27 protein-coding genes are annotated in these 25,475 nt (G+C 29.5%); 8 read left to right on the top strand and 19 right to left on the bottom strand.

Annotated features, from left to right (window positions below; genetic code table 11):
- Nucleotides 1-5 precede the first annotated feature (5 nt).
- From CLV39_RS08820 to CLV39_RS05710, 5 genes are all read right to left on the bottom strand, one after another.
- Entirely contained in the window at nucleotides 6-506 is a 501-nt protein-coding gene (locus CLV39_RS08820) for a molybdopterin-dependent oxidoreductase (RefSeq protein WP_281271975.1), read from the bottom strand.
- Nucleotides 507-585: 79 nt separating this feature from the next.
- A complete protein-coding gene (locus CLV39_RS05720) occupies nucleotides 586-1,086 on the bottom strand; it encodes a rhodanese-like domain-containing protein (RefSeq protein WP_121923280.1) in 501 nt (166 codons plus the stop codon).
- 3 nt (nucleotides 1,087-1,089) lie between these two features.
- The gene (locus tag CLV39_RS08815; RefSeq protein WP_281271974.1) at nucleotides 1,090-1,221 is read right to left on the bottom strand and encodes a hypothetical protein; all 132 of its coding nucleotides are present in this window, start codon (nucleotides 1,219-1,221) and stop codon (nucleotides 1,090-1,092) included.
- Between the two features lie 18 nt (nucleotides 1,222-1,239).
- Entirely contained in the window at nucleotides 1,240-2,358 is a 1,119-nt protein-coding gene (locus CLV39_RS05715) for a YeeE/YedE thiosulfate transporter family protein (RefSeq protein ID WP_121923279.1), read from the bottom strand.
- 48 nt (nucleotides 2,359-2,406) lie between these two features.
- Nucleotides 2,407-3,405 (bottom strand): sulfurtransferase, encoded by a 999-nt coding sequence (locus tag CLV39_RS05710; protein WP_245960328.1) that lies wholly within the window; start codon nucleotides 3,403-3,405, stop codon nucleotides 2,407-2,409.
- Between the two features lie 225 nt (nucleotides 3,406-3,630).
- Between CLV39_RS05710 and CLV39_RS05705 the strand changes: the two genes are divergently transcribed.
- The 3 genes from CLV39_RS05705 to purL are packed head-to-tail and all read left to right on the top strand — an operon-like array spanning nucleotide 3,631 to nucleotide 7,674.
- Nucleotides 3,631-4,056: a RusA family crossover junction endodeoxyribonuclease gene (locus CLV39_RS05705; protein ID WP_121923278.1), complete on the top strand. Its 426-nt coding sequence runs from the start codon at nucleotides 3,631-3,633 to the stop codon at nucleotides 4,054-4,056.
- A gap of 53 nt (nucleotides 4,057-4,109) precedes the next feature.
- Nucleotides 4,110-5,375: an MgtC/SapB family protein gene (locus CLV39_RS05700; RefSeq protein WP_121923277.1), complete on the top strand. Its 1,266-nt coding sequence runs from the start codon at nucleotides 4,110-4,112 to the stop codon at nucleotides 5,373-5,375.
- 43 nt (nucleotides 5,376-5,418) lie between these two features.
- Complete coding sequence (purL, locus tag CLV39_RS05695; RefSeq protein ID WP_121923276.1) at nucleotides 5,419-7,674, top strand: phosphoribosylformylglycinamidine synthase subunit PurL; 2,256 nt, start codon at nucleotides 5,419-5,421, stop codon at nucleotides 7,672-7,674.
- 37 nt (nucleotides 7,675-7,711) lie between these two features.
- On the opposite strand, the gene CLV39_RS05690 is transcribed toward purL, so the two are convergent.
- The 11 genes from CLV39_RS05690 to CLV39_RS05640 all read right to left on the bottom strand — a co-directional run bounded on the left by CLV39_RS05690 (nucleotide 7,712) and on the right by CLV39_RS05640 (nucleotide 16,571).
- Entirely contained in the window at nucleotides 7,712-8,239 is a 528-nt protein-coding gene (locus CLV39_RS05690) for a DsrE family protein (protein WP_121923275.1), read from the bottom strand.
- A 15-nt stretch (nucleotides 8,240-8,254) separates the two neighbouring features.
- Complete coding sequence (locus CLV39_RS05685) at nucleotides 8,255-8,770, bottom strand: hypothetical protein (protein WP_121923274.1); 516 nt, start codon at nucleotides 8,768-8,770, stop codon at nucleotides 8,255-8,257.
- A gap of 51 nt (nucleotides 8,771-8,821) precedes the next feature.
- Nucleotides 8,822-10,036, bottom strand: a complete 1,215-nt coding sequence (locus CLV39_RS05680; protein ID WP_121923273.1) for a porin — start codon at nucleotides 10,034-10,036, stop codon at nucleotides 8,822-8,824.
- A 28-nt stretch (nucleotides 10,037-10,064) separates the two neighbouring features.
- A complete protein-coding gene (locus CLV39_RS05675) occupies nucleotides 10,065-10,679 on the bottom strand; it encodes a DUF302 domain-containing protein (protein WP_170145612.1) in 615 nt (204 codons plus the stop codon).
- Nucleotides 10,670-12,409 carry a thiosulfohydrolase SoxB gene (gene soxB / locus CLV39_RS05670; RefSeq protein ID WP_121923271.1) on the bottom strand — a complete coding sequence of 580 codons (1,740 nt, stop codon included), beginning with the start codon at nucleotides 12,407-12,409 and terminating at the stop codon, nucleotides 10,670-10,672. Before soxB ends, CLV39_RS05675 begins: the two co-directional genes overlap by 10 nt.
- A gap of 14 nt (nucleotides 12,410-12,423) precedes the next feature.
- Entirely contained in the window at nucleotides 12,424-13,215 is a 792-nt protein-coding gene (gene soxA, locus CLV39_RS05665; RefSeq protein WP_245960327.1) for a sulfur oxidation c-type cytochrome SoxA, read from the bottom strand.
- A 13-nt stretch (nucleotides 13,216-13,228) separates the two neighbouring features.
- Nucleotides 13,229-13,561, bottom strand: coding sequence for a thiosulfate oxidation carrier complex protein SoxZ (soxZ, locus tag CLV39_RS05660; RefSeq protein WP_121923270.1), 333 nt, complete (start codon nucleotides 13,559-13,561; stop codon nucleotides 13,229-13,231).
- 32 nt (nucleotides 13,562-13,593) lie between these two features.
- Nucleotides 13,594-14,061, bottom strand: coding sequence for a thiosulfate oxidation carrier protein SoxY (gene soxY, locus CLV39_RS05655; protein WP_121923269.1), 468 nt, complete (start codon nucleotides 14,059-14,061; stop codon nucleotides 13,594-13,596).
- 16 nt (nucleotides 14,062-14,077) lie between these two features.
- On the bottom strand, nucleotides 14,078-14,512 hold the full coding sequence (locus tag CLV39_RS05650) for a thioredoxin family protein (protein WP_245960326.1): 435 nt from the start codon (nucleotides 14,510-14,512) through the stop codon (nucleotides 14,078-14,080).
- Between the two features lie 10 nt (nucleotides 14,513-14,522).
- Nucleotides 14,523-14,951: a sulfur oxidation c-type cytochrome SoxX gene (soxX, locus tag CLV39_RS05645; RefSeq protein WP_121923267.1), complete on the bottom strand. Its 429-nt coding sequence runs from the start codon at nucleotides 14,949-14,951 to the stop codon at nucleotides 14,523-14,525.
- Between the two features lie 279 nt (nucleotides 14,952-15,230).
- The gene (locus tag CLV39_RS05640; RefSeq protein ID WP_121923266.1) at nucleotides 15,231-16,571 is read right to left on the bottom strand and encodes a sigma-54-dependent transcriptional regulator; all 1,341 of its coding nucleotides are present in this window, start codon (nucleotides 16,569-16,571) and stop codon (nucleotides 15,231-15,233) included.
- An 80-nt stretch (nucleotides 16,572-16,651) separates the two neighbouring features.
- On the opposite strand from CLV39_RS05640, the gene CLV39_RS05635 reads away from it, so the two are divergent.
- From CLV39_RS05635 to CLV39_RS05620, 5 genes are all read left to right on the top strand, one after another.
- Nucleotides 16,652-17,476 carry a phosphate/phosphite/phosphonate ABC transporter substrate-binding protein gene (locus CLV39_RS05635; RefSeq protein WP_121923265.1) on the top strand — a complete coding sequence of 275 codons (825 nt, stop codon included), beginning with the start codon at nucleotides 16,652-16,654 and terminating at the stop codon, nucleotides 17,474-17,476.
- Nucleotides 17,473-17,730, top strand: a complete 258-nt coding sequence (locus CLV39_RS08750; RefSeq protein ID WP_245960325.1) for a hypothetical protein — start codon at nucleotides 17,473-17,475, stop codon at nucleotides 17,728-17,730. Before CLV39_RS05635 ends, CLV39_RS08750 begins: the two co-directional genes overlap by 4 nt.
- A gap of 83 nt (nucleotides 17,731-17,813) precedes the next feature.
- Nucleotides 17,814-19,067: a sensor histidine kinase gene (locus tag CLV39_RS05630; protein WP_245960324.1), complete on the top strand. Its 1,254-nt coding sequence runs from the start codon at nucleotides 17,814-17,816 to the stop codon at nucleotides 19,065-19,067.
- 12 nt (nucleotides 19,068-19,079) lie between these two features.
- A complete protein-coding gene (locus CLV39_RS05625; protein ID WP_121923264.1) occupies nucleotides 19,080-19,997 on the top strand; it encodes an MBL fold metallo-hydrolase in 918 nt (305 codons plus the stop codon).
- The gene (locus tag CLV39_RS05620) at nucleotides 19,994-21,151 is read left to right on the top strand and encodes an MFS transporter (RefSeq protein ID WP_170145611.1); all 1,158 of its coding nucleotides are present in this window, start codon (nucleotides 19,994-19,996) and stop codon (nucleotides 21,149-21,151) included. The genes CLV39_RS05625 and CLV39_RS05620 overlap by 4 nt, the downstream gene beginning before the upstream one ends.
- Nucleotides 21,152-21,164: 13 nt before the next feature.
- Here CLV39_RS05620 and sdhA read toward each other — a convergent pair whose 3' ends face one another.
- From sdhA to lysA, 3 genes are read right to left on the bottom strand one after another with little or no spacing between them, the layout of a single operon-like run.
- The gene (gene sdhA, locus CLV39_RS05615; protein WP_121923262.1) at nucleotides 21,165-22,874 is read right to left on the bottom strand and encodes a succinate dehydrogenase flavoprotein subunit; all 1,710 of its coding nucleotides are present in this window, start codon (nucleotides 22,872-22,874) and stop codon (nucleotides 21,165-21,167) included.
- Between the two features lie 50 nt (nucleotides 22,875-22,924).
- Nucleotides 22,925-24,205, bottom strand: coding sequence for a phosphoribosylamine--glycine ligase (gene purD, locus CLV39_RS05610; RefSeq protein ID WP_121923261.1), 1,281 nt, complete (start codon nucleotides 24,203-24,205; stop codon nucleotides 22,925-22,927).
- On the bottom strand, nucleotides 24,206-25,468 hold the full coding sequence (lysA, locus tag CLV39_RS05605) for a diaminopimelate decarboxylase (protein ID WP_121923260.1): 1,263 nt from the start codon (nucleotides 25,466-25,468) through the stop codon (nucleotides 24,206-24,208).
- Nucleotides 25,469-25,475: the final 7 nt, after the last annotated feature.

Here is a 25,475-nt window from a genome sequence, read left to right as displayed (position 1 = left end):
TTCTGCTATTTCTGTGTATTGTAAATATTTTCTGCTATTTCTGTAATAGCTTCATCCCATGTAATTCTTTTCCATTTACCTTCTCCTCTTTTACCAACTCTCTTAAGAGGATATAAGATTCTATCCTTTTCATACATTATTTGTGAGTGTTGAACCCCTTTATTACAACCTCTTGGGTTAAAGTCAGGTATTTTTGCATTGATTTGTGGATAGTTTGCTACTTGGTTTTCTCTTGTAACTATTCCATTATCAACCCATACATCCCAAGCACAATTACCCTGACAGTTAACACAGTGATAAGCTGTTCCATGCTCCTCTTTTTTCCCATAAGTATAAGCAAACTCTTTTCTATACATATTTTCAACAAAAGAGCTATTAGGATAAGAAGCTCTAGGATCTTCTACTATAAGAGCTTTATCTTTTGCAAAGGCAGCATTGCCACCTACTGTAAGGCCTGCTCCTGTTATGCTAAGAGCTTTTAAAAAGTTTCTTCTTGATAAGGCCATTAGCTTAACCTCCTTATTAAAAGTATAATATTAAAATTTACTAAAAAAAGGGGTAAGGACCCCTCTCTAGTAATATTTATTATAAACAACCTCCACCACCACCAGCTTTTGGAGGTACATATTCATCTTCTTCTGTTGGATATCCTGCGTCATTCCAAGCTTGCATACCACCAGCTAAGTTCTGAGATATCTTAAATTTCTTTTTACACTTTTCAAAAATTTTAGGATCTCCTTCTTTTGAAACAATAACTGTTGGTAAATAGTAGTTTATATGGTCTAAAGCTTCCTTTGGTGCTTTACTTTCATCACAATCAGGTAAAGGTATAGCTCCTGGAATATGAGTTAATGTATAAAACTCATAATCTTCAGCATCATCCTCTTCTTCTTCTGAAGGTTCATAAGGTCTAACATCAATAATCTGTATATTTAATTTTGGATTTTGTAACTTTTTATAAAGTTGTTCAACTGTAAGAGGAATACTAGCTTGAAGCTCAGTTTGTTTTTTTCCAAAACTTACCAGTATTATTGCAAGCACAAAAATTATTCCTATATAAATAGCACGCTCTACTTTTGGATTCATTTTTTATTCCTCCACTTGTGATGAAACTTGAGTAGCTACCTGTTCTAATTTTGAGATATTTCCTTTAACTCCAATTATTGCCACTATTAATACAACTATTGCTATCCAGTATAAAAATCTTTCTATATTGCTCATTTTCTCACCTCTCTTGTATTAGTCATAAACTTTATCAGCATCAGGTTTAGTTTCTAAGAACTTGCTCCATCTTCCAAAGTAAATAAGATGTGCTGTTAAGATCCCTACAATAAAGTAAGTAGCACTCATTGCCATAGAACCTATTGATAAAGTGGGATATGCAGATATGAATGCACCTGTTGTACATCCACCACCAATCATAGCACCATATGCAAGACCGATTCCTGCAAAGAATACAAGAAGTATTCTTACCCATGGAATTGGAGTAACTGTTTCTGCAAAAGAAGGTGGAACAACATCAAATTTGAATGTTCTTGATATTATTGCACTTAAAAATGCTCCCGGCAAAACACCTATAATTAATCCTGCATGCCAAATAATTCCTTCATTAATTCTAGGAACTACAGCTAAAGGATGCCCTATTGCATGAGATATCCATCCAACCAGAGCAAGTGTAGCTCCAGAAAATCCAAGATATTCCCCTTGAGCAGTTGCCCATGTAATTATTAATCCAGCAGCTATTCCAGATGGAAGCCAGTGCCATTCTTCTTTTATTGAAAGGAAAGGTTTACCTTCTTCAAATTTTTTAGCAGGATCAAGCCAGTTTGCTATAAGGGCAAATATTAAGAATAAAGTGCCCCAAGCTACTGCTAAAGTACCATATGGAACACCTAAAAGTCCGTAAAGAGTTAATTTTTCTTTAGTTCCAAGGATTCCTGCTTCTACAAGAGCTGGTTGAGTCATACTATAAAGTACAATACCTAATATTAAACCTATTACTCCACCAATAGCTATAAACTTACCTGCTCCTACTCTTGCAACACAAGTACCAGGACAAAATCCTGCTGCTCCCATAGAAATACCAAATAAAAATCCACCAACAAGGTGAGCAATACCCATAAATGGCATAATCCTTGGGATTATATTTGTTTGTTCAGCAAGTCCAAAAATATCAACAAGTCCATAAATAATAGAAGCAGTTGCAATAGCAGTAAATGCAAATTTCATTATTTTTAAATCTCTAAGAAGTAAAAGACCTTCAACCCTTGAGTATCTAATAGCTCCAACTTTATGAAGAACAATACCAAATAAGGCTCCTGTGATTAGACCCATTATTAAAGGATGCATATATTCCATAACTTAAACCTCCTTTTTTAAATCAAAGGGGTAAATACCCCTTTGAAATTATTTTGCAATTGGTAAAGAAGGATCATTACCCCATTCATCCCATGAACCAATATAAACTTTAGCATTTTTTATACCAATATATTTAGCAGCTGCAAATATGAATGAACCTCTACCTGTTCCTACGTGACAATATGTAATAAGTGTATCTGTTTCAGGGTCAAATCCTTTCTTCTTTAGCTTTTTGTAGAATACTTTTTTAAGTTTTTTAACTTTTTTGAATAAATGTTTTCCAGGTTTACCATTTGCATTACCTGCAACTTTTTTCCATTCAAAGAATACTGCTCCTGGGATATGTCCACCTCTTTTAACTTTTTCATGTTTTCCAGGTTCTGCAAGAGCTTCAAGTTGAGCCTTTCCAACATATTCATTGAATCTTCTTGCATCAAGTATGAAATATTTTGATTTTTTACCATTTTTCTTAATATCTTCTACTGCTTTTAAAACTTCTTCTTTTGTAGCTAAGATATCCCAATTTATGTTAGCTTTAAAAGTTTTAGGTGCAGGTTTAGAACCTTCACCAGTTTCTACTGGATATCCTTTTTTCTCCCAAGTTTTGAATCCACCATCCATCATTCTATTTTGTCCGTTTAAACCATCAATACCATAGAGCCATAAGAAATACCATACACCAGATGCGTTAGGACCTCTACCATCATCATAAGCTATTACTTTTGTATTATTATCTATCCCAAGACTACCAATGAATTTTTCAGCTCTTTCTTTACACATTGGAAGACCATTACATTTTTTAATATCATTTAAAAGGTGTAAATCATGAGCAAATGCATGTGCTGAACCTGGAATATGACCTTGTTTGAACATTTTGTCTGAATCTCCACTTACAAAAACTGCTCCTTTTGAATCGAAAACTTTTTTCGCATCATCAACCCATATGAGCATATTAGGGTTTGCAGGTTTATCTGCTGCTAAAGCAATACCTGCTGATGCTGCTAATCCTGCTGCTACAGAAAGAGAAAATTTTTTGAAATTTCTCATTGGAAAATACCTCCTTGATAAATTTTTATTTGATAAAGATTGGATCCTTTTCTGAACATGTTTACGTATTTAAAGCTCATTTCATTACATTTTTGCTTCATATTAATATCCTAATTTTCTAAATATACATCACAAATTTTAAGTTAACAACAACTAACTTTAATTAGCTTTCTAACTGTAATATGATTATTAATCATAAAAAAATTAAAAAAGCAAGAGGTTTAGTTGAGATATTTTTTATCTTTTATACCTCCTTCAAAAGCTAATAGGGTAAAAATAAAAAATAAGCGCTATATAATTCCAAAAGATGTAAGCCTAAAAATAAATAGAGCAATATGGGAACTTCAAAAACAGCAAGAGAAAATAAATAAAACGTTTTTAGTGCCTGTAGAGGTTGATATAACCTTTATATTGCCTAATAAAAGAAGAAGAGACTTAGATAACATAATGAAAACCGTAGGTGATTGTATGGTTTATGCGAAAATCTTGAAAGACGATAATCTTATATATAAGCAAAAACTTGAAAAAATAATAATTCCTAATAAGGAAGGCATAATTATTGATATTAAGAAATATAAACAAAATATAAAAAAAATTAATAGTTTTATAGAAAGTTTAAATGAGTTTAAAGAAGATATTCATAATGTATGAATAAATAAAATTAATACTTTTAAAAAAAATTAAATATATAAGGAAAGAGATCAATGGAATTTATTTCATATTCTTTAGATAAAGAATTACTTATCAAAATAATATTATCTATTTTATTAGGATTAATAATTGGATTAGAAAGAGAACATAAAGCTAAAGAAGAAAAAGAAGTTTTTGTTGGAATAAGAACATTTCCATTAATTACAGTTCTTGGCTGTTTATCAGCTTTAATCTATGAAAATTATTTTGAAGGTATTTTTTATTTTACGTTTGGAGCTTTAATTTTATTTACAATAATAAAATTTTACTTAGATTTTTCTCGTGATAGAGGTGTTACAACAGAAGTAACGGCAATAATATCTTTTTTAATTGGTGTTTTAACCTATTATAACTATATCTATATAGCAGTTTTTTTAACAATAATAATTACTTTCTTATTAGCCTTAAAAACACGACTTGAAACTTTTGCAAAAGGTTTATCTCAAGAAGATATATTCTCTATTTTAAAATTTATTCTTATTACTATAGTTGTATATCCATTACTTCCTGATAAAGATTTTGGGCCTTTTAATGCTTTTAATTTAAAAGATATTTGGAAAGTAGTAATTATAGTTTCTACATTAGACTTTATTGGATATGTACTTTTAAAATGGAAAGGTGGGAAAGTAATATGGATAACTGGAGTAATTGGAGGTCTTGTATCAAGTACTGCAGTAAGTTATGAACTTGCCAAAAAATCAAAAGAAATACCTTCAATTACTGAATCTACAACTGTTGGTATAGCTTTAGCTTGGGCTATTATGAATATTAGAGTTTTAGTATTATCAAGTTTATTTTCTTATGAACTTACAAAAAGTTTAGCTATTCCTTTATTAATAACAACTTTAATATATTTAGTTATTATCTTTGTAAAATATAAAGATGAGTTTATTTATAAAAAAGAAACACAAAAGGAGATAAATATTGAAAATCCGTATGATATTTGGTCTGCTATTCAATTTGGGATAATTTATGCTGTTGTCTTATTTGTAATTAAAGCTCTTAAATTTTATATAGGTAGTACAGGAATTTATATTGGAAGTTTTATATCTGGAGTTATTGATGTTGATGCTATCACATTGTCTTTATCTCAAATGGTTAAAGATAATCCTTCATTTCTTGAAATTGCAATAAAAGGAATTTTAATTGCTGTTATATCAAATAGTTTTTTCAAATATGGTTATATATTTGCTTTTGGAAATAAAACACTTTCTAAAAATATGCTTATATTTTTAACTGTTATTACCATTATTTGTGGATTTTTTATAATATTTGTCTAAATCAATGATAAAATATATTTCAAACTTGATTTAGGAGTTTTTTATGGACGAAAAAATTTTATCTGCCCATGGTTTAAACCTTGAAGAATATAAAAGAATTATCCAGTTAATAAATAGAGAGCCTAATGAGATAGAACTTGGAATATTTGGAGCATTATGGAGTGAGCACTGCTCTTATAAATCTTCAAAACCATTTTTGAAAGTATTTCCTACAGAAGCACCTTGGGTAATACAAGGCCCAGGTGAAAATGCAGGGGTTGTAGAAATAGATGATAAATATGCAGTAGCTTTTAAAGTAGAAAGTCATAATCATCCATCTTATATAGAACCTTTCCATGGAGCCGCTACAGGAGTAGGTGGAATAATAAGAGATATTTTATCTATGGGAGCAAGGCCTGTAGCTGCATTTGATAGTTTAAGGTTTGGAGATCCAAGAAATGATGGAAATAGAAAAAATATAAAAGATTCAAAACCTATAATAAAGGGAGTTGTTAAAGGAATAGGATTTTATGGAAATTGTATAGGTGTACCTACAATTGGTGGAGAAGCCGTATTTGATGAAGTTTATGCTGGAAATCCTTTAGTAAATGCTTTTTGTATTGGAATCTTAGAAAAAGATAAAATCTTCAAAGCAAGAGCTACAAAAGTAGGTCAAAGAATGGTAATGGTAGGCTCTGCTACAGGTAGAGATGGAATACATGGTGCTACAATGGCATCTGCTGAATTTTCAGAAGAAACAGAAGACAAAAGACCAAATGTTCAGATAGGGGATCCTTTCTTTGGTAAAAGACTTGTTGAATGTACATTAGAAGTTATGCAAAAAGGTTTAATTGTTGGATGTCAAGATTTTGGAGCAGCAGGGCTCGCAGGTTCTACTTCTGAATTTGGTGCTAAATCTGGTATGGGAGTAAAAGTTTATCTTGAGAATGTGCCATTAAGAGAAGAAGGAATGACACCTTACGAAATTCTTCTTTCAGAATCTCAAGAAAGAATGCTTTATGCTGTAGATAAAGATAAAGTTGATGAAGTGATAAAAATAGCAAAATTTTATGGACTTGAAGCGGCAGATATTGGAGAGACTACAGATACTAAAAGAATGGAAGTTTTTTATAAAGGTGAAAAAGTTGTTGATCTTCCTATCTCTGCAATAGTTGATGATGCCCCTGTTTATAATAGACCAAGAAAAAAACCAGATTATTTAGATAAAGTAAAAGAGTTTGATGAAAATAAACTTCCTGAAAAAGATATAAAAGAATCAATAAAAAAAGTTTTATCTTCTCCAACAATAGCAAAAAAAGATTGGATATATAGTCAGTATGATCATGAAGTTGGAGTTAACACTATTGTTAAGCCAGGTAGTGATTCAGCAGTTTTAAGAGTAAGATGGGCTGTAAAACCTGAAATAAACTCAAAAAAAGCAGTAGCAATATCTTCTGATGGAAATGGTAGATGGGTATATTTAAATCCATATGAAGGTGGTAAAAGAGTTGTAGCTGAAGCAGTTAGGAATGTTTATGTTTCTGGAGCAAAACCTTTAGCTATTACAGATTGTTTAAACTGGGGAAATCCTGAAAATCCAGAAATTATGTGGCAGTTTGAACAAGCTACAAAAGGTATGGCTGATGCTTGTAAAAAATTGAATACACCTGTAATTGGTGGAAATGTTTCTCTTTATAATGAAACAGTTTTAGAAGATAAAAGAATTAATATATATCCAACACCTGTAGTTGTAGCTGTTGGTGTTTTAGACAATCCAGAAGATGCTATACCTTCTTTTTATCAAGATGAAGAAGACATTATAGCTATAATTGGAGAAGTTGATAAAAAGCCAACTATAAATGGCAGTGAGTACTTGAAAGAAGTTTATGGAAAAGTAGAAGGAGATATTCCACCAATAGATTTAGACATAGAGTTGAAGCTTTCAAAATTTATTAGAGAAAATAAAGATTTAATAAAATCTGCTCATGATGTTTCAGATGGTGGATTAATAACTGCCACTTTAGAATCTGCATTTATTAATGAAAAAACTTTCGGAATTGATTTAAATATAGATACTACATATAGGCCAGATTTTGAACTTTTTGATGAAATGAGAAGTTTGGTAGTAATATCTGCAGATAAAGAAAGTATAAATAAACTTAAAGATATTGCTGAAAAAGAAGGAATAGGATTTAAGATTATTGGAAAAGTAAAGGCTGATGAAAAACTAAATCTTAATATTAATGGTATTAAAATAGAAGAAGATATGAATTTATTAAGAGATTTATGGGAAAATAGACTTAAAAAAATGCTTGATTAAAAAAGGTAAAGGCATTTTACCTTTACCTCTTAAAAATCTATTTTTTTCCGTATTTTTCTTTTATCGCTTTTAAATTATGAACAACAGCAGGAACAAGTCTATATCCTTCTTCTTGTAAAGCGGCAAGTTTTGCAACACCTGCAGGTGTTATAATAGCAAATGGTTGTATATCTTCTCTTTTAAAACCCATAAATTTTAAAATATTATTACATACATAAAACTTAACTCCATAAGCATCATGAAAAGATTTTATTCTTTCTAAAATCTGCTTAAACTTATCTTTATTTTGTTTTGCAAATATAACAGCTTCTGGACCATGACTTACTACAACAATTTTAAGTTCTGAAAAAGGAGCATATTGAGTATATGCTTTAATATGGTTTGATATATAGTTTAAGGCTTGATTAACATCTTCTGGTGACGATAAATTCCAATCATATACAACTTTTATTGTTGGATATGTTTCTTCTGAAACTTCAAATGTAGCTAACTTTTTTTCTTTTGCATAGGATATAGAAAATAAAAAGATCAAAGGAAAAATTATTAATATTTTTAAGGTTTTCATTTTATAACCTCTTTTTTATTGAACTTTTACTGCACCTAAATCTTTTATTGCTTGTTCTATTCTACTTTCTAACTCTTCTGCTGCTTTTTTTACTTTTGGAAATTTTGTACCATCTAATAACATAGATCCCTTAGCTACTACTATATAGGAATAATCATCATCTTCTCTTTGATAAATTGTTATTACCCATGGAGATAAAACTATAGCATTTGGATCAGTTGTATAGATTTTATATAAAGTTGTAATACTTGTTACTAAGAAGTTCTGAATAAAAGAAATTTTTAGCTTATCAAAATCTGGAAAGAGGTTTACATTGTTTGAAAGTGGAGCAACTGGATTTGTAGTATCAACAAGGGTTATTTGATATGCTTCAAGATTTGATTTTAAAACTATAACTAATTGATCTGCATCCATTTCTACTTTAAAAATATCAAGTCCTTTTCCAGAACCTCCTGTTTCAGGTTGCCATCCAAATGAGTTTAAACTTATAAGAAGTGTAAAAATTGCAGATAAGCTTAATAATCTAATCATATATTCCTCCTTTCTTGTTTTTTTAAAGGGGCTTTATGCCCCTTTAAGATATTAATAGATAAACTGGAATCCTACACCAATATAAGAAAAGTCTTTATCTTTTTTCTTACCCCAGTCATAAGATAAGTTTAATTTGAATTTATCTTTGTTAATTAACCAGTTTAAACTTATTTCATAAACTTCTTGTTTAATAGCTGGTCCAGTGAGACTTTCTTTGGCATTATTAGGATCTTCTTTATCAATATCTTCTTTAGAAGCCATTACAGAAGGTCTTACAATCTGTCCATTAGCTAATTTTATGTTATATCCTGCTTTTACAGACCAAACAGTATCTGTACCACTTTCTCCAGTTTGAAGCTTTCTATATAACCAATCATATTCAGCAACAAAGTCTACAGGACCAAAGTTTGCAAGAAGATCAACACCTCTTAAACTATTTGATTTAAATACATCTGTTTCTCCTTGATAAGTATAGTTTAATCCTACTGTTACACCATTTCTTTTTCCATAATAAGTTTGTGTATAACCCATTTTATATTTTTTATGCTCAGGATCTCTAAATGACCAAGCAACTCTTACTGCAAACAGAGGAGACCATTTTTTACCATCACCAACTTTATCAGATTTTCCACCTATATCCTTAACTATTTTTGTACTATTAGTATCAAAAATACCAAAATTATAATTTAGCTGTTTATTTAATGCTAATCCACCAATATTAATACCTGTTTCTCTACCAGGACCTCTACCTACTATATGCTTTCTTACATCAAAGTTTGTTAAAGCTTTTTGGAAAGATATTACCTTAAATGCAGTAGTAATACTTTCTCTACCAACTTGAGGTCTGAAATATCCAATAGAAATATTAGCCCACTCTGGATCTAAATGCCATGTCCAAAGAGCATCCCATATATAAAACTCTCTATTTTCATGGGCAGAATTGGCATTCGCTGTTCCGGTAGATGCAGATGCCTCATTTTTACCAAGATTATCATACGCAAACCATACTTTGAAAGAGATATCTTTTCTTAATTTACCTTTTACACCAATTCTACCTCTTCTGATATAAATATCATTTCTTGCATCTATATCCTTGTTAAAAGGATCATTTTTTAGAGTATAAACATTCCATACCTGTACCATCTGGAAAATCGTTAATTTTTTTCCATCTCCAAAATAAAATGTTGGTGCTGCATTTGCTGATGGAGCATTAAATAATGCTGCTGCTCCAAGACCTACTAATGCTGATGCTACAACTTTTTTCATGACTACTCCTCCTTAAGGTTTTTTGTTTTTATTTACTACAAACTGTATCAACAGCTTCTTTTAGCTGTTTATCATAAAGTTTTAATATTTTTATTGCTTTTAAATCTGGATTTCCCATCCATTTCATTGCTAAAGATGGTCTAAAAAATCCAATCACAAGCTTATTTTCTTTATTTCTATATGTATAGATTCTTAAAGGACACATTCCTACAAGCCATGGATTATGCTTTAGCACAAAATAACCATCAGAAAGTCTGCAAACCATATAGATATTCATATCTTCCCAAAAATCTGTTCTTCCTTGTTCTTTCATTCCTCTTGTGACATGAGACACTTTAATAATTTTGAAATTTCTTTCTTCCAGGGCAGATTTTAGTAATAAATCAGCTTCTTCAAGTGATAATTCACAACTAATTTCATATATATCTGGAAGTTCTACTATCTCTTCAGCTTCCTCTTTTGCAGATTCTGGTAGCTTTTTTTCTTTTATATGTTTTTCTTTAGTAGAAACTTTTTTGATTTTTACATTATCTTCATCATCCCATGGATCATGTTCTGACATAGATATATACTCAATTCCACAGGATGATAAAAACATGCTTATTAAAAAGATAGAAAAAATATTTAAAATCTTTACGGGCATATTCCACCTTCCATAGGACATCCACATTTAACATCAAGAATTTTTACATTAGATTCATAAGGAACTTTTATAATTTTCTGCTTTTTAATGTAGTCAATTACAACTTCATAAACTGGGGGATGATCTGGTCTTACATTTTTACCTACTCTGTATAAGTTTCCACCCCAAGCTGAAACAACATAAGATCTTTTTGGATCAAGATCTTTACCATTTACTTTGATATTTCTAAGTCTTTTTCCTCTTGGAGCTCCAAGTTTAATCTCATATTCTAAACCTAAAAGCCTACTCATATCTCCACCTTGTTGATAAAGTGGATTTTCATTAAATGCATTATCAGCTATATCTTCAAGAATCATTTTTATCTGTTCACCAGTCATTTCAAAAGTGTAAACATCTGGATAAGTAATAGCTGTCATTTCATAAACATTATCAACTGTAATATCTTGGCCAGGTAAAATAGTTGTTCCCCATCTATATCCTGGGGTAAATACTATCTCTGCATCTGTTCTATCTCTTATAGCCTCTCCAATGAGTCTATCAAATGTTGAGTAGAATGTATCTCTCTTGTATAAAAGAGTTTCTGTTTTTCCTATTACTTGATCTAATTTGTCTTTATAAGGTTCATATGCTTTTTCAACAAATTTTTCTACTTCTGGATCAGGTTTTATAAAATTAGAAGCTATAGGAATTAACTTATAGTTGTATTTTCTAATTTTTCCATTTTTTACATCAAGGTCTAATCTTCCAAGATATTTACCATGTGAGCCTGCAATAACAATCATTGTGTTATTTACAAAAATTGGTTTTGGAGCTGGATTATGAGTATGTCCACTGAATATAATATCAATTCCATTTACCATTTTTGCTAAAGCTTGATCTAAAGAAAAACCATCATGAGATAAAAGAACTACAAGATCAACTTTCTTATCTTCTCTAAGCTCATCTACATATTGCTGTAAACTTTCTGGTTGAATACCAAAAGTCCATCCTTTTACAAACTCTTTTGGATTTGCTATTGGTGTGTATGGGAAAGCATTTCCTATTATTCCTATTTTTACACCGTTTACTTCTCTTATAGTATAAGGTTTAAATACAAGCTCTTCCCACATTGAGTCTTTTATGTTTTGAGCTATAAATTCTGCATTTAGATGATTATTTACAAGTTCAAGAACTCTTTCTTTTCCGTAAGTAAACTCCCAATGACCTACCATAATATCTATACCAAGTAGGTTTTGAGCATCTACTATAGCTTTTCCTTTAGTGAATAAACCTATAGCTGTTCCTTGCCATGTATCTCCAGAATCCATAAATAAAACTTTATCCTTTCCTCTTTCTGCAACTATCTGTTTAACAAGTGTTGCCATATGGGCAACTCCACCCATTTTCCCATATTTATGGGCAAGTTCTGGAAAATCTAAGTATGTATCAAAATAAGCTCTTATTGTTCCAGGAGTAATATCGTAATATTTGAGATAAGCTTCTCCACATAAAAATCCAGGTTTTCCTACAAGTTTAGGATGAGAAACTAAAGTTGATGGTTCTCTCCAGTATAAAGGTCTTAAATGAGCATGCATATCACATATATGAAGTAAAGTAATATTTCCAACAGATTTGAAAGACATTAACTCTTCAGGAGACATATTATTTAGCTTAGCTAAAGCATCTCCTGATGTTAAAGATATACCTGCTATAGCTGCAAGTTCTAAAAAGTCTCTTCTTGTAAGGTTCATAAATTACCTCCTAATTATCTTCTAAGTCCTGGAGTTTTTAGTTCTACACCATTAGCTAATGATTTTATATAAACTTCAAGAGCTACCATTTCCTTTGAACCTAATGGTAATTTTTTCTGACCTGCTTGTTTTTGGCAGCCTAAGAATCTTTGTTGTAGAGTAAAAACTTTATCTTTTGTCATTCTATATGCTGGCCATAAAGAAGCATTTGCTTTTCCTTTTGAACCATTTATAGTTTGTGTTCCAAGGGGATAAAGAGGTTGCATTCTTAAAACATGGCCTACTGCAAATTCATGACAAACCTGACATGAAAGATTTCTTTTTCCTCTTTTTAAGGTAAATACATATCTTCCATAATCATGATACTCTTTTACATGAGGTTCAGATAAATCTATTTTTATAGGTGTTCCAGCAGCTAAGTAGTAAAGATATGTAGTTAATGCAACATTTTCTTTACTTTTTAAAGAAAAAGGTTTTACTTTTTGGTACTTAGCTTGGCAAAGCTGAATTCTTTGCTCTAAATTGATAACCTTACCACAAGATTTGTCATATTTTGGATAATAAGCTGCTGCAGTTGCCACTTTTTCCTCTACTTCTCCATTTTTAGTATGGCAAGAAGCACAAGATTTACCTTCAGGTCCCATAGGTTTATTAAATAATTTCCCACCTACTTCTTCTGCAAAAATCTCTCCTGGGTTAATACCTTCTTGATAAAGTTTCCAGTCTTCTGGTGAAATTACTTCTGCTGCCATTGATGTAGAAGCAGCAATAATAGCAGAAGCCATTAAAAATTTTTTCATTCTCATAACTAAATTCCTCCTACCCTTTAGGTTTTATTTGGATAGTCTTTTCAGTTACATCTCCAGTAATATCTTTCCATACCATTTTTAAAGGAGCTTTTTTGTCTGCTTTTATATAAAATTCCAAGAAAGGATTTGCACTAACAGAACCTTTTAAATCAAAAGTAGTTATTTTTTCATCACCATAATAAACTTCAACTTTGTTTATATAATCTGCAGGAATAATTTTCCCTGTTTTTTTATCTTTTGTTAGACCTGTATGCATTGGATGCATTATAATTGATTTAACTTTTACAATATCTCCTTTTTTATACCTTCTTGGTGATACTCTAATCATTGCTACTCTTGGCATTTTAAATTCCTCCTTATTTTTTATTTAATAAATTAACCACAACCACCAATTGTTACTTTTATAGGTTTTTCAGCTTTAATAGTTCTTCCATCTTTTAAAACAGCTACTGCTACTACTGGCATAGTTTTAGCAAGTCTTATTCTTGTTGAGAGATAAGCTTTACCATTTGCAGGACTTAAAAACATGCTTAATGTATGAGGGTCTGTATTTTTAGTTGCAAAAATATGAATTGATTTAACCTGTTCTATTGGAAGATTTACTTGTACTTTAACAGGAACTACTGCCCCATTTTCTGCAATAGAAGGAGCTATAAGTTTAATATCTGAAGATGCTTCAAGTTTAGATGCATCTACTCCTAAAACTTCTTTAACTGCCTCTTCAAAAGATTTTTTCTTTGGTTTATTTTCTGCTCTTGCAACAGAATTTGGTAAAATTTTAGGAGATATAGCAACTAATACTCCTGAGATAGCAACACCTTTTAAAAATTTTCTCCTGTTCATGAATATAACCTCCTTTTTATTCTTCTAAGAAATAATCAGTCATTGATTTCTTTTTATAATGTCCTTCATAAAAATATTTAAGGATTTTTAAAAAATCTTCTTTTTTCCAAGCACCAAATATACTTTTTACTTTTTTACCAGAAGATTCTATAAAGTGAAAAGTAGGGGTTCCTAAATATCCGTATTCTTTTCTTACTTCTTGTCCTATTTTTGAACATTTTCTAATTTTTACAGGAATAAAGTATTTATTAACTATTTCTTGAACTTTCTTATCTTTAAAAGTCGTAGCTTCCATTCTCTTGCAGTAATGGCAACTTGGAGAAAATATATATATCATTACTAATTTATTTTGCTCTTTTGCTTTTTTAAAAGCTTCTTCATAAGGTTGCCATTTTATATCTGCAAAAGCTGAAACAGTTAATATAGCTACCATAATAAATACTCTTATCACTTTTTCCTCATTATTTTAATGTCATTAAAAATGCAGTTAATGCACAAACTTGATCGTAATTTAATGCTCTTGTTGTAAGGTTTACTGTCATTATGTTGTAATAAGGTACAAATTTTGGTGATTTTGGATCTCTCATTTCCTTAGGAACTTGAACCCTATAATCTGCTATTCTTTGATATATCCAATCTATAGTCTTTTTCTGTCCTCTTAAATCTTTAGCTTTAAATAAACCATTCATATATCCAGTTAAATCAGGCCCTATATCCCCAGCATTTATTGAACCAGGTGCATTATGACAAGCTACACAGTTTGCTAATTTTTTGTTATTAAATATCTTTTTTCCTTCTTTTGCTTTCTTTGCTATAAATTTAGGATTGTCTAGTTTACAGTTCTCAGGTATTGCATATAATCTTGGAGGTGGATTAACATCTTTTAACATTATTTTTTTTGCATCTGGGTACTGTACTCCTGGACAGTCTTGAGCATTAACATCTGAAAAATAAACAAAGCCTCCCAGAATAAGACTTGAAAGTAAAACTTTTTTGGTTTCATAATAAACCTCCTTTTTTATACTCTGGATTTTTATTTATGCAAACAGTGTGCCAATTTTTAAATTTGAATTAAATCGCCTTATAAACTTAGTTTTTACATATATCAGCTAAGTGGAAACATATTTTTTTATATTAAATAATTGTCCCATTTGGAACAATTTTAAATTTTAGTTTTGTTCTTTTTGGGACAGATTTTCTAAAAGACCTAAATTTTTCATTTTTGTTCTAAGTTGTTTTCTTGATATTCCTAATTTTTTTGCTGCTCTTGTTTGATTCCAATTTTCCTCTTCTAAAACTTTCTTGATAATTTTTCTTTCTAATTCTATAAGATTTGTAGTTTCTATAGATTCCTTTTTAGAACTTTCTTTTTTCTTTAAAATTCTTGGAGGAAGATGTTGAGCTTTAATTATTCCTTCTTGGCACATAACAACAGCTCTTTCAATAGCATTTTCCAGTTCTCTAACATTACCTGGCCAGTCATAATCAAGAAGAATATTCATTGCTTCATCATCAATTGAGAAAATCTCTTTATTATCTATTTTGGAAAATTTATCAATAAAATGTTGTACAAGTAAAGGAATATCTTCCTTCCTTTCTCTTAAAGGAGGTATTCTTATATGAACTACATTTATTCTATAAAATAAGTCTTCTCTAAATTTACCTTTTTCTACCATTTCTTCTAAATTTCTATTTGTAGCAGATATAAATCTACATTTTGCAGGAATTAAATTAGATCCTCCAACCCTAAAAAACTCCTTTTCTTGTAATACTCTGAGAAGTTTTGCTTGAGAAACTAAATTAAGCTCTCCAATCTCATCTAAAAATAAAGTTCCTTCTCCTGCAAGTTCTATTTTACCTATTTCTTTATTTGAAGCTCCTGTATAAGCTCCTTTTTCATGTCCAAAAAGCTCATTTTCAAAAAGATCAACTGGTATAGCACTACAATTTATAGCTATAAAAGGAAATTCTGCTCTTTTGGAAAGTTTATGTATAGCTTTAGCTACTTTTTCTTTTCCTGTGCCACTTTCACCTTCTATTAAAATAGTTGAATCACTTTTACTAACAATAGAGATTTCCTTAAAAAGCTCTTTCATTTTCTGACTTTTTCCAACAATTCCATGAAAATTTTCTGTATCTATACTTTTTCCTTTTTTTTCTATATAAAAAGATAAAATTTTTAGTAGATTATTGAAATCTATAGGTTTTGGTAAATAATGGTTTGCACCTTTTTTCATTGCTTCAACTGCACCATTTATAGAACCATAAGCAGTAATAATAATAAAAGGAGTAATACTATCTTGTTTCCTAAATGTTTCTAAAATTTCTATTCCTGTACCATCGGAAAGTTTATAATCACTTAGAATAATATCGTACTGTTTTGCATTTAATTTTGAGATAGCTTGAATTTTATTTGTTACAACATCAACATTAAAACCTTTTTCTGTTAATATCTTTTGCAGGATTTTTATAATGTTTTTCTCATCTTCTATAAGTAAAATATCTGCCATACTAAACCTACCTTGTTATATTTTTCTTTATAATTATTATATATAATATAAATTTTGTAAATTGCAAAAAAGGAAAAACTATGATAAAAAAGTTTTTGAGTAGTTTATTATTCATCTTAATATTTGCCTCTTTTTCTTACGGTAAAGATTTTTATACTTTTGCTGTTCTTTCATCTGAAAGTCCAATACAAGAGTATAAAAGATATAAAGTTCTGGTAAGGTATTTATCTAATATATTAAAAAAGCCTGTACAACTTATAATAGTAAAAAAAGTAGAAAAGTTTTTAACTCTTTATAAAGATAGAAAAATTGATATTGCAGTGACATGTCCTGTTGTTTTTTTTGAACTTAAAGAAAAGTATAATGCTAAAGATTTAGCCGTTTTAAAAATCAATAATAAAATATTAGAAACAGGCGTATGGATAGTAAGAAATGATAGCAATATAAAGAGTATTAAAGATTTAGTAGGGAAAAAAATAACTCTTGGTAGTTCTGTATGTGCAAGTAATTGTGTAATGCCTCTTTATGTTTTAAGTAAAGAAGGTATTACTTATAAAGATATTCCAGATATGTGGAGTTCGGGAACAGATAAAGCCGCTATTTTAAATGTGCTTGCTGGTCTTGCAGATGCAGCAGGAGTAAAAGAAGAAAGTGCAAAAAAATATATTGATAAAGGTATAAAAATAATAGCAAGAACCCCTTATGTGCCAAGATATGTAATCTCTGCATCTTCTAATTTAGATGAAAATGAAATAATAAATATAAAAAATGTTTTATTTTCTTTACATGATAAACATTTATTAAAAAAAGCAGGGATAGATGGTTTTGTTGAAGCTAAAGAATATATGTTTGAAGTTATAAAAGATTATAAAGAAATACTTGATAAATATCCATTTTTAAGATGAAAAAATTAAATTTAAGAAAGCTTTCTATTCAATGGAAAACATCATTAGCAACATCAATATACATATTAATACTTTTATTTGGTTCTATATTTTTAACTGCATTAGGGTTTGAAAAAAAATTAATAAATGAGAAAAATATAGCTACTATTGAAAATATAAAAAGCATAATTGATAGTTATATAGATAGCTTTGTTTTAAGACAGATGGATAAATTAGATGAGATGATACAAAAGATAAAAGAAAATAAGCAGTAGAAAATGTAAAAATTCTTGATATAGATGGAAAGATTATAGGAAATAGTAATATTGAAGAACTTGGCAAAGTAGATAGAAATGCTTTGACAAAGTTTCTATCAAAAGGAAATAAAAGTTTTATAGAAGATATAAAAGAAAAAACTTATTTCTTCTATCCAGTAAAAATAGATAATGAACCAATAGGATATGTGGTATCTATCTATAATCAAAATATGATAAAAAAATCAGCTGATAAAGAAATAATGTCTGTTATATTCCAAACAGGAAGTATAGCTATTTTTGTAATTATTGCTTCTTTCTTAGGAACTTTTTTTATAACTGGTTTAATAATAAGACCTATAAAGGAATTAAAGGACAAACTTATTGGAATTTCAACTGATGACTTTCAGTATAAAAATATACTAAATAAACCTCTAAAGAAAGAAAAAGATAAAAAATGTACAAAAAGTATATCTGAAGAATGCTGGATAGTAGCTGAAAATCCAGAAAAAATACTGGAGAATATAGGGGGCCTTTCAATTAAGGAATGTTCAAAATGTGAAAAATTCCATTCTTTAGCAAAAGATGAGATAGAAGAGCTTTCTTTTAGTTTTTATATGATGACAGCTTCTTTAAAAGATTTTTTAAAGAAACTTGAAGAAGCCCATAAAGAAAGAGAAACTTTAAACTGTATGGCAGCAATGGGTGAAATGAGTGCAAAAATAGCCCATGAAGTAAAAAATTCTTTGTATGCAATAGGAAATGCAGCAAGTTATTTAAAACATAGCATAGATAATGAGATTGTAAAAGAGTTTTCATCTGTAATAAAAGAGGAAGTAAATAGACTAAATGAGATGACTATCACATTTTTGAACTTTTCTAAATTGATAGAGCCAAATTTTAAGTTAAATAATCTAAATACAGAAATAAAAAGAACATTAAATCTTTTAAAAGATGATTTTGAAGAAGAAAATATAAAAACAATAACTAATTTAGGTGAAATTCCAGATTTTGAGTTTGATAAAAATATGATAAAACAAGTTTTATTTAATCTACTTTTAAACTCTATAGATGCAATAAAAGAAAAAGGAGATAAAGAAAGATATATAAAAATTTCTACATATCAGAAAGAAGAAAAAGGACAAAGATTTGTAATTCTTGAAATAGAAGATAATGGTATAGGTATAAAAGATGAGGATAAAGAAAAGATTTTTAAGCCGTTTTTTACTACCAAACAGAAAGGAACTGGTCTTGGACTTCCAATGGTATATAAAATCATATTTAGTCATAAAGGGATTATAAATATGCATTCTGAATATGGTAAAGGAACTAAATTTACTATAATTTTTAAAATATAAGGAGGATAAGACATGAAAAGATTATCTGTTTTACTACTTCTGTTAATTTTTATAAATTCTTTTTCTTTCTCAATGGAGCTAAAAAAGGTAAATAAAAATATATATATGGTAGAAGGTAATATTGGGCTTCCTTCCAAAGAGAATAAAGGTTTTATATCTAATGCTTATGGTATTTTAACATCTGAAGGTTGGATAGTTGTAGATACACTATCAACACCTGAACTTGCAAAAGAATTTATTTCTAAGCTAAAAGGAGTAAGTAATAAACCTATAAAATATGTTTTTATTACTCATTATCATTTAGATCATTATTTTGGAGCATCAGAATTTAAAAAAGAAGGGGCTAAAATAATAGGAAGTAAAGGATTAGAAGATTTTTATACTTCAGGTAAAGCAGATTTATATTTAAATGGTATAAAAAACTCTTTTAAAGGTATATTTGAAAATGTAAAGCTTGTAAAACCGGATATTGTTATTAAAGATAAAAGAGTATTTACTATAGATGGCAAGAAGTATATTATAGAAAATGTTGCTCCTGCTCATACAAGTTCAGATATTATTATCTATATACCAGAAGATAAAATAATATTTGTTGGGGATTTAGTAGTAAAAAATAGAATACCATTTGTAGGAGATAGTGGTTCTAATAGTAAAAACTGGCTAAAAGTATTAGAAAAATTAAAAAATGTGGATATTAAAGTTATATATAATGGACATAATAAACCTTTAGATAAATCTGCTATAGATTTTACATATGACTATATAAAATTTTTAAGAAACGAAATATCAAAAATGAAAGATGAAGATTTATCTTATGATGAAATAAAAGAAAAATTAAGTAATGTTAAATGGAAAAAATATCCTCAATTTAAGGCATTTCACTTTAAAAATATATATAAAATTTATAATGATTTAGATTTTGAATTTTGAATAAAAATATTCTTTCTTGGGCTTTATTTGATTTTGCAGAGACTATATTCTCAGCGAATATAATCTCTGTATTTTTTCCTTTAATTATTGTTTCCTATTTTGGAGGAAAAAGTTATCATTACTCTTTTACTTATTCTTTATCTATAGTATTTGCTATTTTTATTGGATTAATCTTAGGTAAATTTGCTGATAAACATGGTTTAAAACTAAAAATTTTTAAAATTAGTATATTAGCTATATTTTCTTTGCTGGTAGCTTTATCTTTTGCAAATAACTTAATTTATGCTCTTTTTATATTCTTTATATTAAACATTAGCTATCAAACAGCACTTATATTTTATAACTCTATTCTTAATAATTTGTCTAAGAAAAATAATATCAGTTTTATATCTGGATTAGGAGTAGGGATAGGATATATAGGAGGTATTTTAGCTTTAGTTATTACTAATTTGACTCAAAAAGAGCCTCATAATATTCTTATGTTTACAGCTATAATTTTCGCCATATTTTCATTTCCTTCTTTATTTTTACTTAAAATGGATATTCCAAAATTAAATATGAATTTTTCCTTAAAATCTTTATTAAAAGATAAAACTTTTTTGCTTTTTATAATATCTATATTCTTTCTAACAGATGCTATTCATGGAGTTATTATATTTATGTCTCTTTATCTTCACAAAGTATTTGCTTTTGAAACAGGACAAGTTATTTCAGTAATTGCTCTTGCAGGAATTTTTGCAGTTATCTCTGCCCCATTTATTGGAAAATTATGTGATTATATTTTTAATCCTATAAAGTCTTTAAAATATATTATTCTTTTTTGGTTTTTTGGATTTTTAGCTCTTATAATTTCAAATAAATATCTAATTTATATTATAGGTGCTATTTTTGGAATTCTTATTGCATCAAGCTGGACTTTACTTAGAGTTATTTTAATAAAGATTTCTCCTTCAGAGCAACTTTCATCAAGGTTTGCCATTTTTTCAGCATCTTCAAAATTTGCAAGTATTTTATCGCCTTTAATATGGGGAATTATTACTTATACATTTAATGATTCTATTTTTTCTTATAAGTTATCAGTATTGGTTCTGTCAGTTTTTCCATTGATAGGCTTTTTTATTTATAACAAATTTTTAGAAAATCTGGGGACATAAAGTCCCCTTTTTTTTAGTATTTTCTTTCTTGTGGTTGATATTTAGTAATTCTTACTTCTGTATATTCTACTTTTGGTCCATCTTCAGTGTAATATGCTAAAGAATGTTTAAGGAAGTTTTCGTCATCTCTTTCAGGATAATCTCTTCTTGCATGAGCTCCTCTTGACTCTTTTCTCATTTCTGCAGTTACAGCTATTGCTTCTGCTAAATCTAATAGATTTCCAAGCTCCAGATAGTTTATTAAAGCAGTGTTAAATAGTTTGCTACTATCTCCTGGTGCAAGATTTTTATATCTTTCTTTTAATTCTTTTATTTTTTCAATAGCTTCTTGCATTGGTTTTTCTTCTCTAAATATTCCTACTTTATCCCACATTGTTTGAGCCATTTCTGTTCTTATATCATTTATATTTTCTGTTCCTTCTTTCTTTAGAAGTTCTTCTATCTCTTTTCTTGCTCTTTCTTCTTCAGCTTTATAGTTATATGAAGTATCTTCAGGTATATTCTCTGCATATTCTGCAGCTGCTGCTCCTGCAGGTTTTCCAAATACAACAATATCAAGTAAAGAGTTTCCACCAAGTCTATTTGCTCCATGAACAGAAACACAAGCACACTCTCCAACTGCATATACCCCTTTAACAGGAGTCATAGAAGTTTTATAGTCTTCAACATGAATTCCACCCATTGAATAATGAGCAGTCGGTCTTACTGGGATAGGTTCTTCTATAGGATCAATACCTTCAAAATCTATTGCAAGCATTCTAATCTGTGGAAGTCTTTCTTTAATTTTAGCGGCTCCAAGATGTCTAAGATCAAGATGAACATAAGCATTCATTCCTTCTCCCCATCCTCTACCTTCAAGGATTTCTGTCTCTATAGCTCTTGCAACCATATCTCTTGGAGCAAGCTCCATTTTATTTGGAGCATAATTTTTCATAAATCTTTCACCTTTGTTATTTATAAGATATCCACCTTCTCCTCTTGCTCCTTCTGTAACAAGGATTCCTGTTGATCTTAATCCTGTAGGATGAAACTGAACAAATTCTATATCTTTTATTGGAATTCCAGCTCTATAAGCTATTGCAATACCATCACCTGTAGAGCCAATTGCATTTGAGTTTCTTACCCAGTAAACTCTTGCATATCCACCTGTTGCAAATATTATAGCTTTAGCTTTTATTACATGAACTTCTCCATTTCTTATATCTATAGCAATAACACCTTTTGCTTCATTATTGTCAATTAAAAGCTCTTTAACATACCATTCGTTTAAAAACTCAACACCATTTTTTAAACATTGCTCATACATTGTGTGAAGCATAACGTGTCCAGTTTTATCTGCTGCATAACATGTTCTTGGGAAACCTGCACCACCAAAAGGTCTTTGAGCTATTCTTCCGTCTGGAAGTCTTGAAAAAGGAACTCCCATATGCTCAAGTTCATATATTCTTTTTGGTGCTTCTTCACACATAAATTCTATTGCATCTTGATCTCCAAGATAGTCTGAACCTTTAACTGTATCAAATGCGTGAACTTCTGGACTGTCAGATGGATCAACATTCGCTAATGCAGCATTTATTCCACCTTGTGCTGCACCTGTATGGGATCTAGTAGGATAAACTTTTGTTATTACTCCAACTTTTACATTTTTGTTTTTATTTGCTTCTAAAGCAGCCATTAAACCACCACCACCAGCTCCAACAATTAAAACATCATAACTTAACATTAGATATCCTCCTATTTGATTCAAGCATTTTTTTATTATAAAACATATTTTTATATATTTTCTAACCTTTTTATACCTTTATCTCCAATATCTTTTCTATAATGAGCTCCTTTAAAATGTATTTTTTCTACTGCCTTATAAACCTTTTCTTTAGCTTTTTTTAATGTTTCTGCTACTGCAGTAACTGTTAAAACTCTACCACCATTTGTTACTAATTTGCCATCTTTTATATCTGTTCCTGAATGGAAAACAACTATATCTGGATCTTTTTCTGCCTCTTCTATGCCTGTTATCTCAAATCCTTTTTCATACTTTCCTGGATATCCTTTTGATGCCATTACAACACCAATAGAGTATTTATTACTCCATTTTGGTTTTACCTTGTCAATATTTCCATCTAATATATCAAGAATATGTTGAACTAAATCTGATTCTAATCTTCTCATTATAGGTTGAGTTTCAGGATCACCCATTCTTACATTGAATTCTAAAACATTTATTCCTTTACTTCCTATCATAAGACCTGCATATAAAAATCCGCAAAGTTCCCTACCTTCTTTTTTCATACCTTTTAAAGTAGGATACATAATCTTTTCAAGAATCTCTTGTTCAATCTTTTCATCTACTATAGGTGCTGGTGAATATGCTCCCATTCCACCAGTATTTGGACCTTTATCTCCATCAAAAACTCTTTTATGATCTTGAGAAGTTGCCATAGGAACAAGTTTTTCGCCTTTTACCATAGCAATATAAGATGCTTCTTCACCGTCTAAAAACTCTTCTATAACTATTCTTTTTGAGGCTTCTCCAAATTTTCCTCTAAACATATCTTTTATAGTTTGGATAGCTTCATCTAAGGTATTAGCTATTATTACTCCTTTTCCTGCTGCAAGACCATCAGCTTTTATTACTATTGGCATTTGCTGTTTTTTTACAAAATCTATAGCATCTTTTTCATTGTCAAAAGTTTCATAAAAGGCAGTAGGTATCCCATACTTTTTCATAAAGTTTTTTGCAAATACTTTGGAAGCTTCAAGAATTGCAGAAGATTTTCTATGTCCAAATATTTTTAAATTTTCTTCCTCAAATACATCAACTATACCTTCTGAAAGAGGTTGTTCTGGCCCAACGACTGTTAAATCTATTTTTTCTTCTTTAGCAAATTTTACTAAAGCTGGTATATCTGTCGGAGATATATCTACTTTTTCTGCTATCTGCCATATACCTGCATTTCCTCTTGCAACATATAATCTATCTACAACTGGACTTTGTTTTATCTTCCAAGCTAATGCATGTTCTCTACCACCATTACCTACAACTAGAACTTTCATTTATATTTCTCCTTTTTCTTCAGGAATTATTAAATAATTATAATCTTCCCTTTCTCTTATTATATTAAACTTATCTTTTTCAACTAATACTTCAGCAGCTCTTGGTCTTACATTATAATTAGAAGACATGGAAGATCCATATGCCCCTGCACTCATTACAGCTAAATAATCACCTCTTTGTAAATCGTCTATTTCTCTATCAAGAGCAAAAAAATCTCCTGTTTCACATATAGGTCCTACAATATCAGCAACTACTTTTTTATCTTTTTTATTGACTGGTAATATATGATGATAGGCATTATACATGGCAGGCCTTAAAAGATCATTCATTCCACTATCAACAATTATAAAATGCTTATCTTTTTTATTTTTTGTAAAAATAACTTGAGATACTAATGCTCCCGCTTCTCCAATTAAAGATCTTCCCGGTTCTATTATTAGTTTTAATCCTGTCTGTTTTACGATTGGAATTACAATATCTGCAAGTTCTTTTGGATGAGGAGGTTTATCTTCAGGCTTATATTTAATACCTAAGCCACCTCCTATATCAAAATATTGTAGTTCTATTCCTTCCTTTTTTAGATCAAATACTAATTCTGCTACTTTTTCAACTGCTTCTTTATAAGGAGATATATCCATTATCTGAGAACCAATATGACAATGAACTCCTACAATCTCTAAATTTTCTAGCTTTGAGGCATATCTGTATGCATCTAAAGCTTCATTTATATCTATTCCAAATTTACTTGCCCTTAATCCTGTTGATATATAAGGATGAGTTTTAGGATTAACATCTGGATTTACTCTTATAGATATTCTTGCTTTCTTTTTTCTATCTTTTGCTATTTTATCAATTACTTCTAACTCTTGAAAGCTTTCAACATTAAAAGCTAAAATCTCTTCTCTTACAGCATAAGAAAGTTCAAAATCTGTTTTTCCAACTCCTGCATATACTATTTTATTTGGAGGAATTCCTGCTTCTCTTGCTTTAAATAACTCTCCTCCAGAAACAATATCTACTCCAATATCATTTTTTTCTATTATTTTGAGAATAGACAAATTAGAATTTGCTTTAACTGCATAACAGATTAAAGTTGGATAATCTTTAAAAGCTTCTTTATACTGATTAATTTTATCTTCTATAGCTGTTTTACTATAAACATAAAAAGGAGTACCTACTTTTTCGGCAATTTTTTCTAAAGGTACTTCTTCACAATAAAGTTTTCCATCTTTATATCTAAAATATTCGTTAAAATTTTCCATAAATTCC

It is taken from the genome of Hydrogenothermus marinus (genome assembly GCF_003688665.1).
GTDB lineage: Bacteria > Aquificota > Aquificia > Aquificales > Hydrogenothermaceae > Hydrogenothermus > Hydrogenothermus marinus.
The sequence above is the reverse complement of the archived record's forward strand: the minus strand, read 5'-3'. Positions and strand labels throughout refer to the sequence as shown.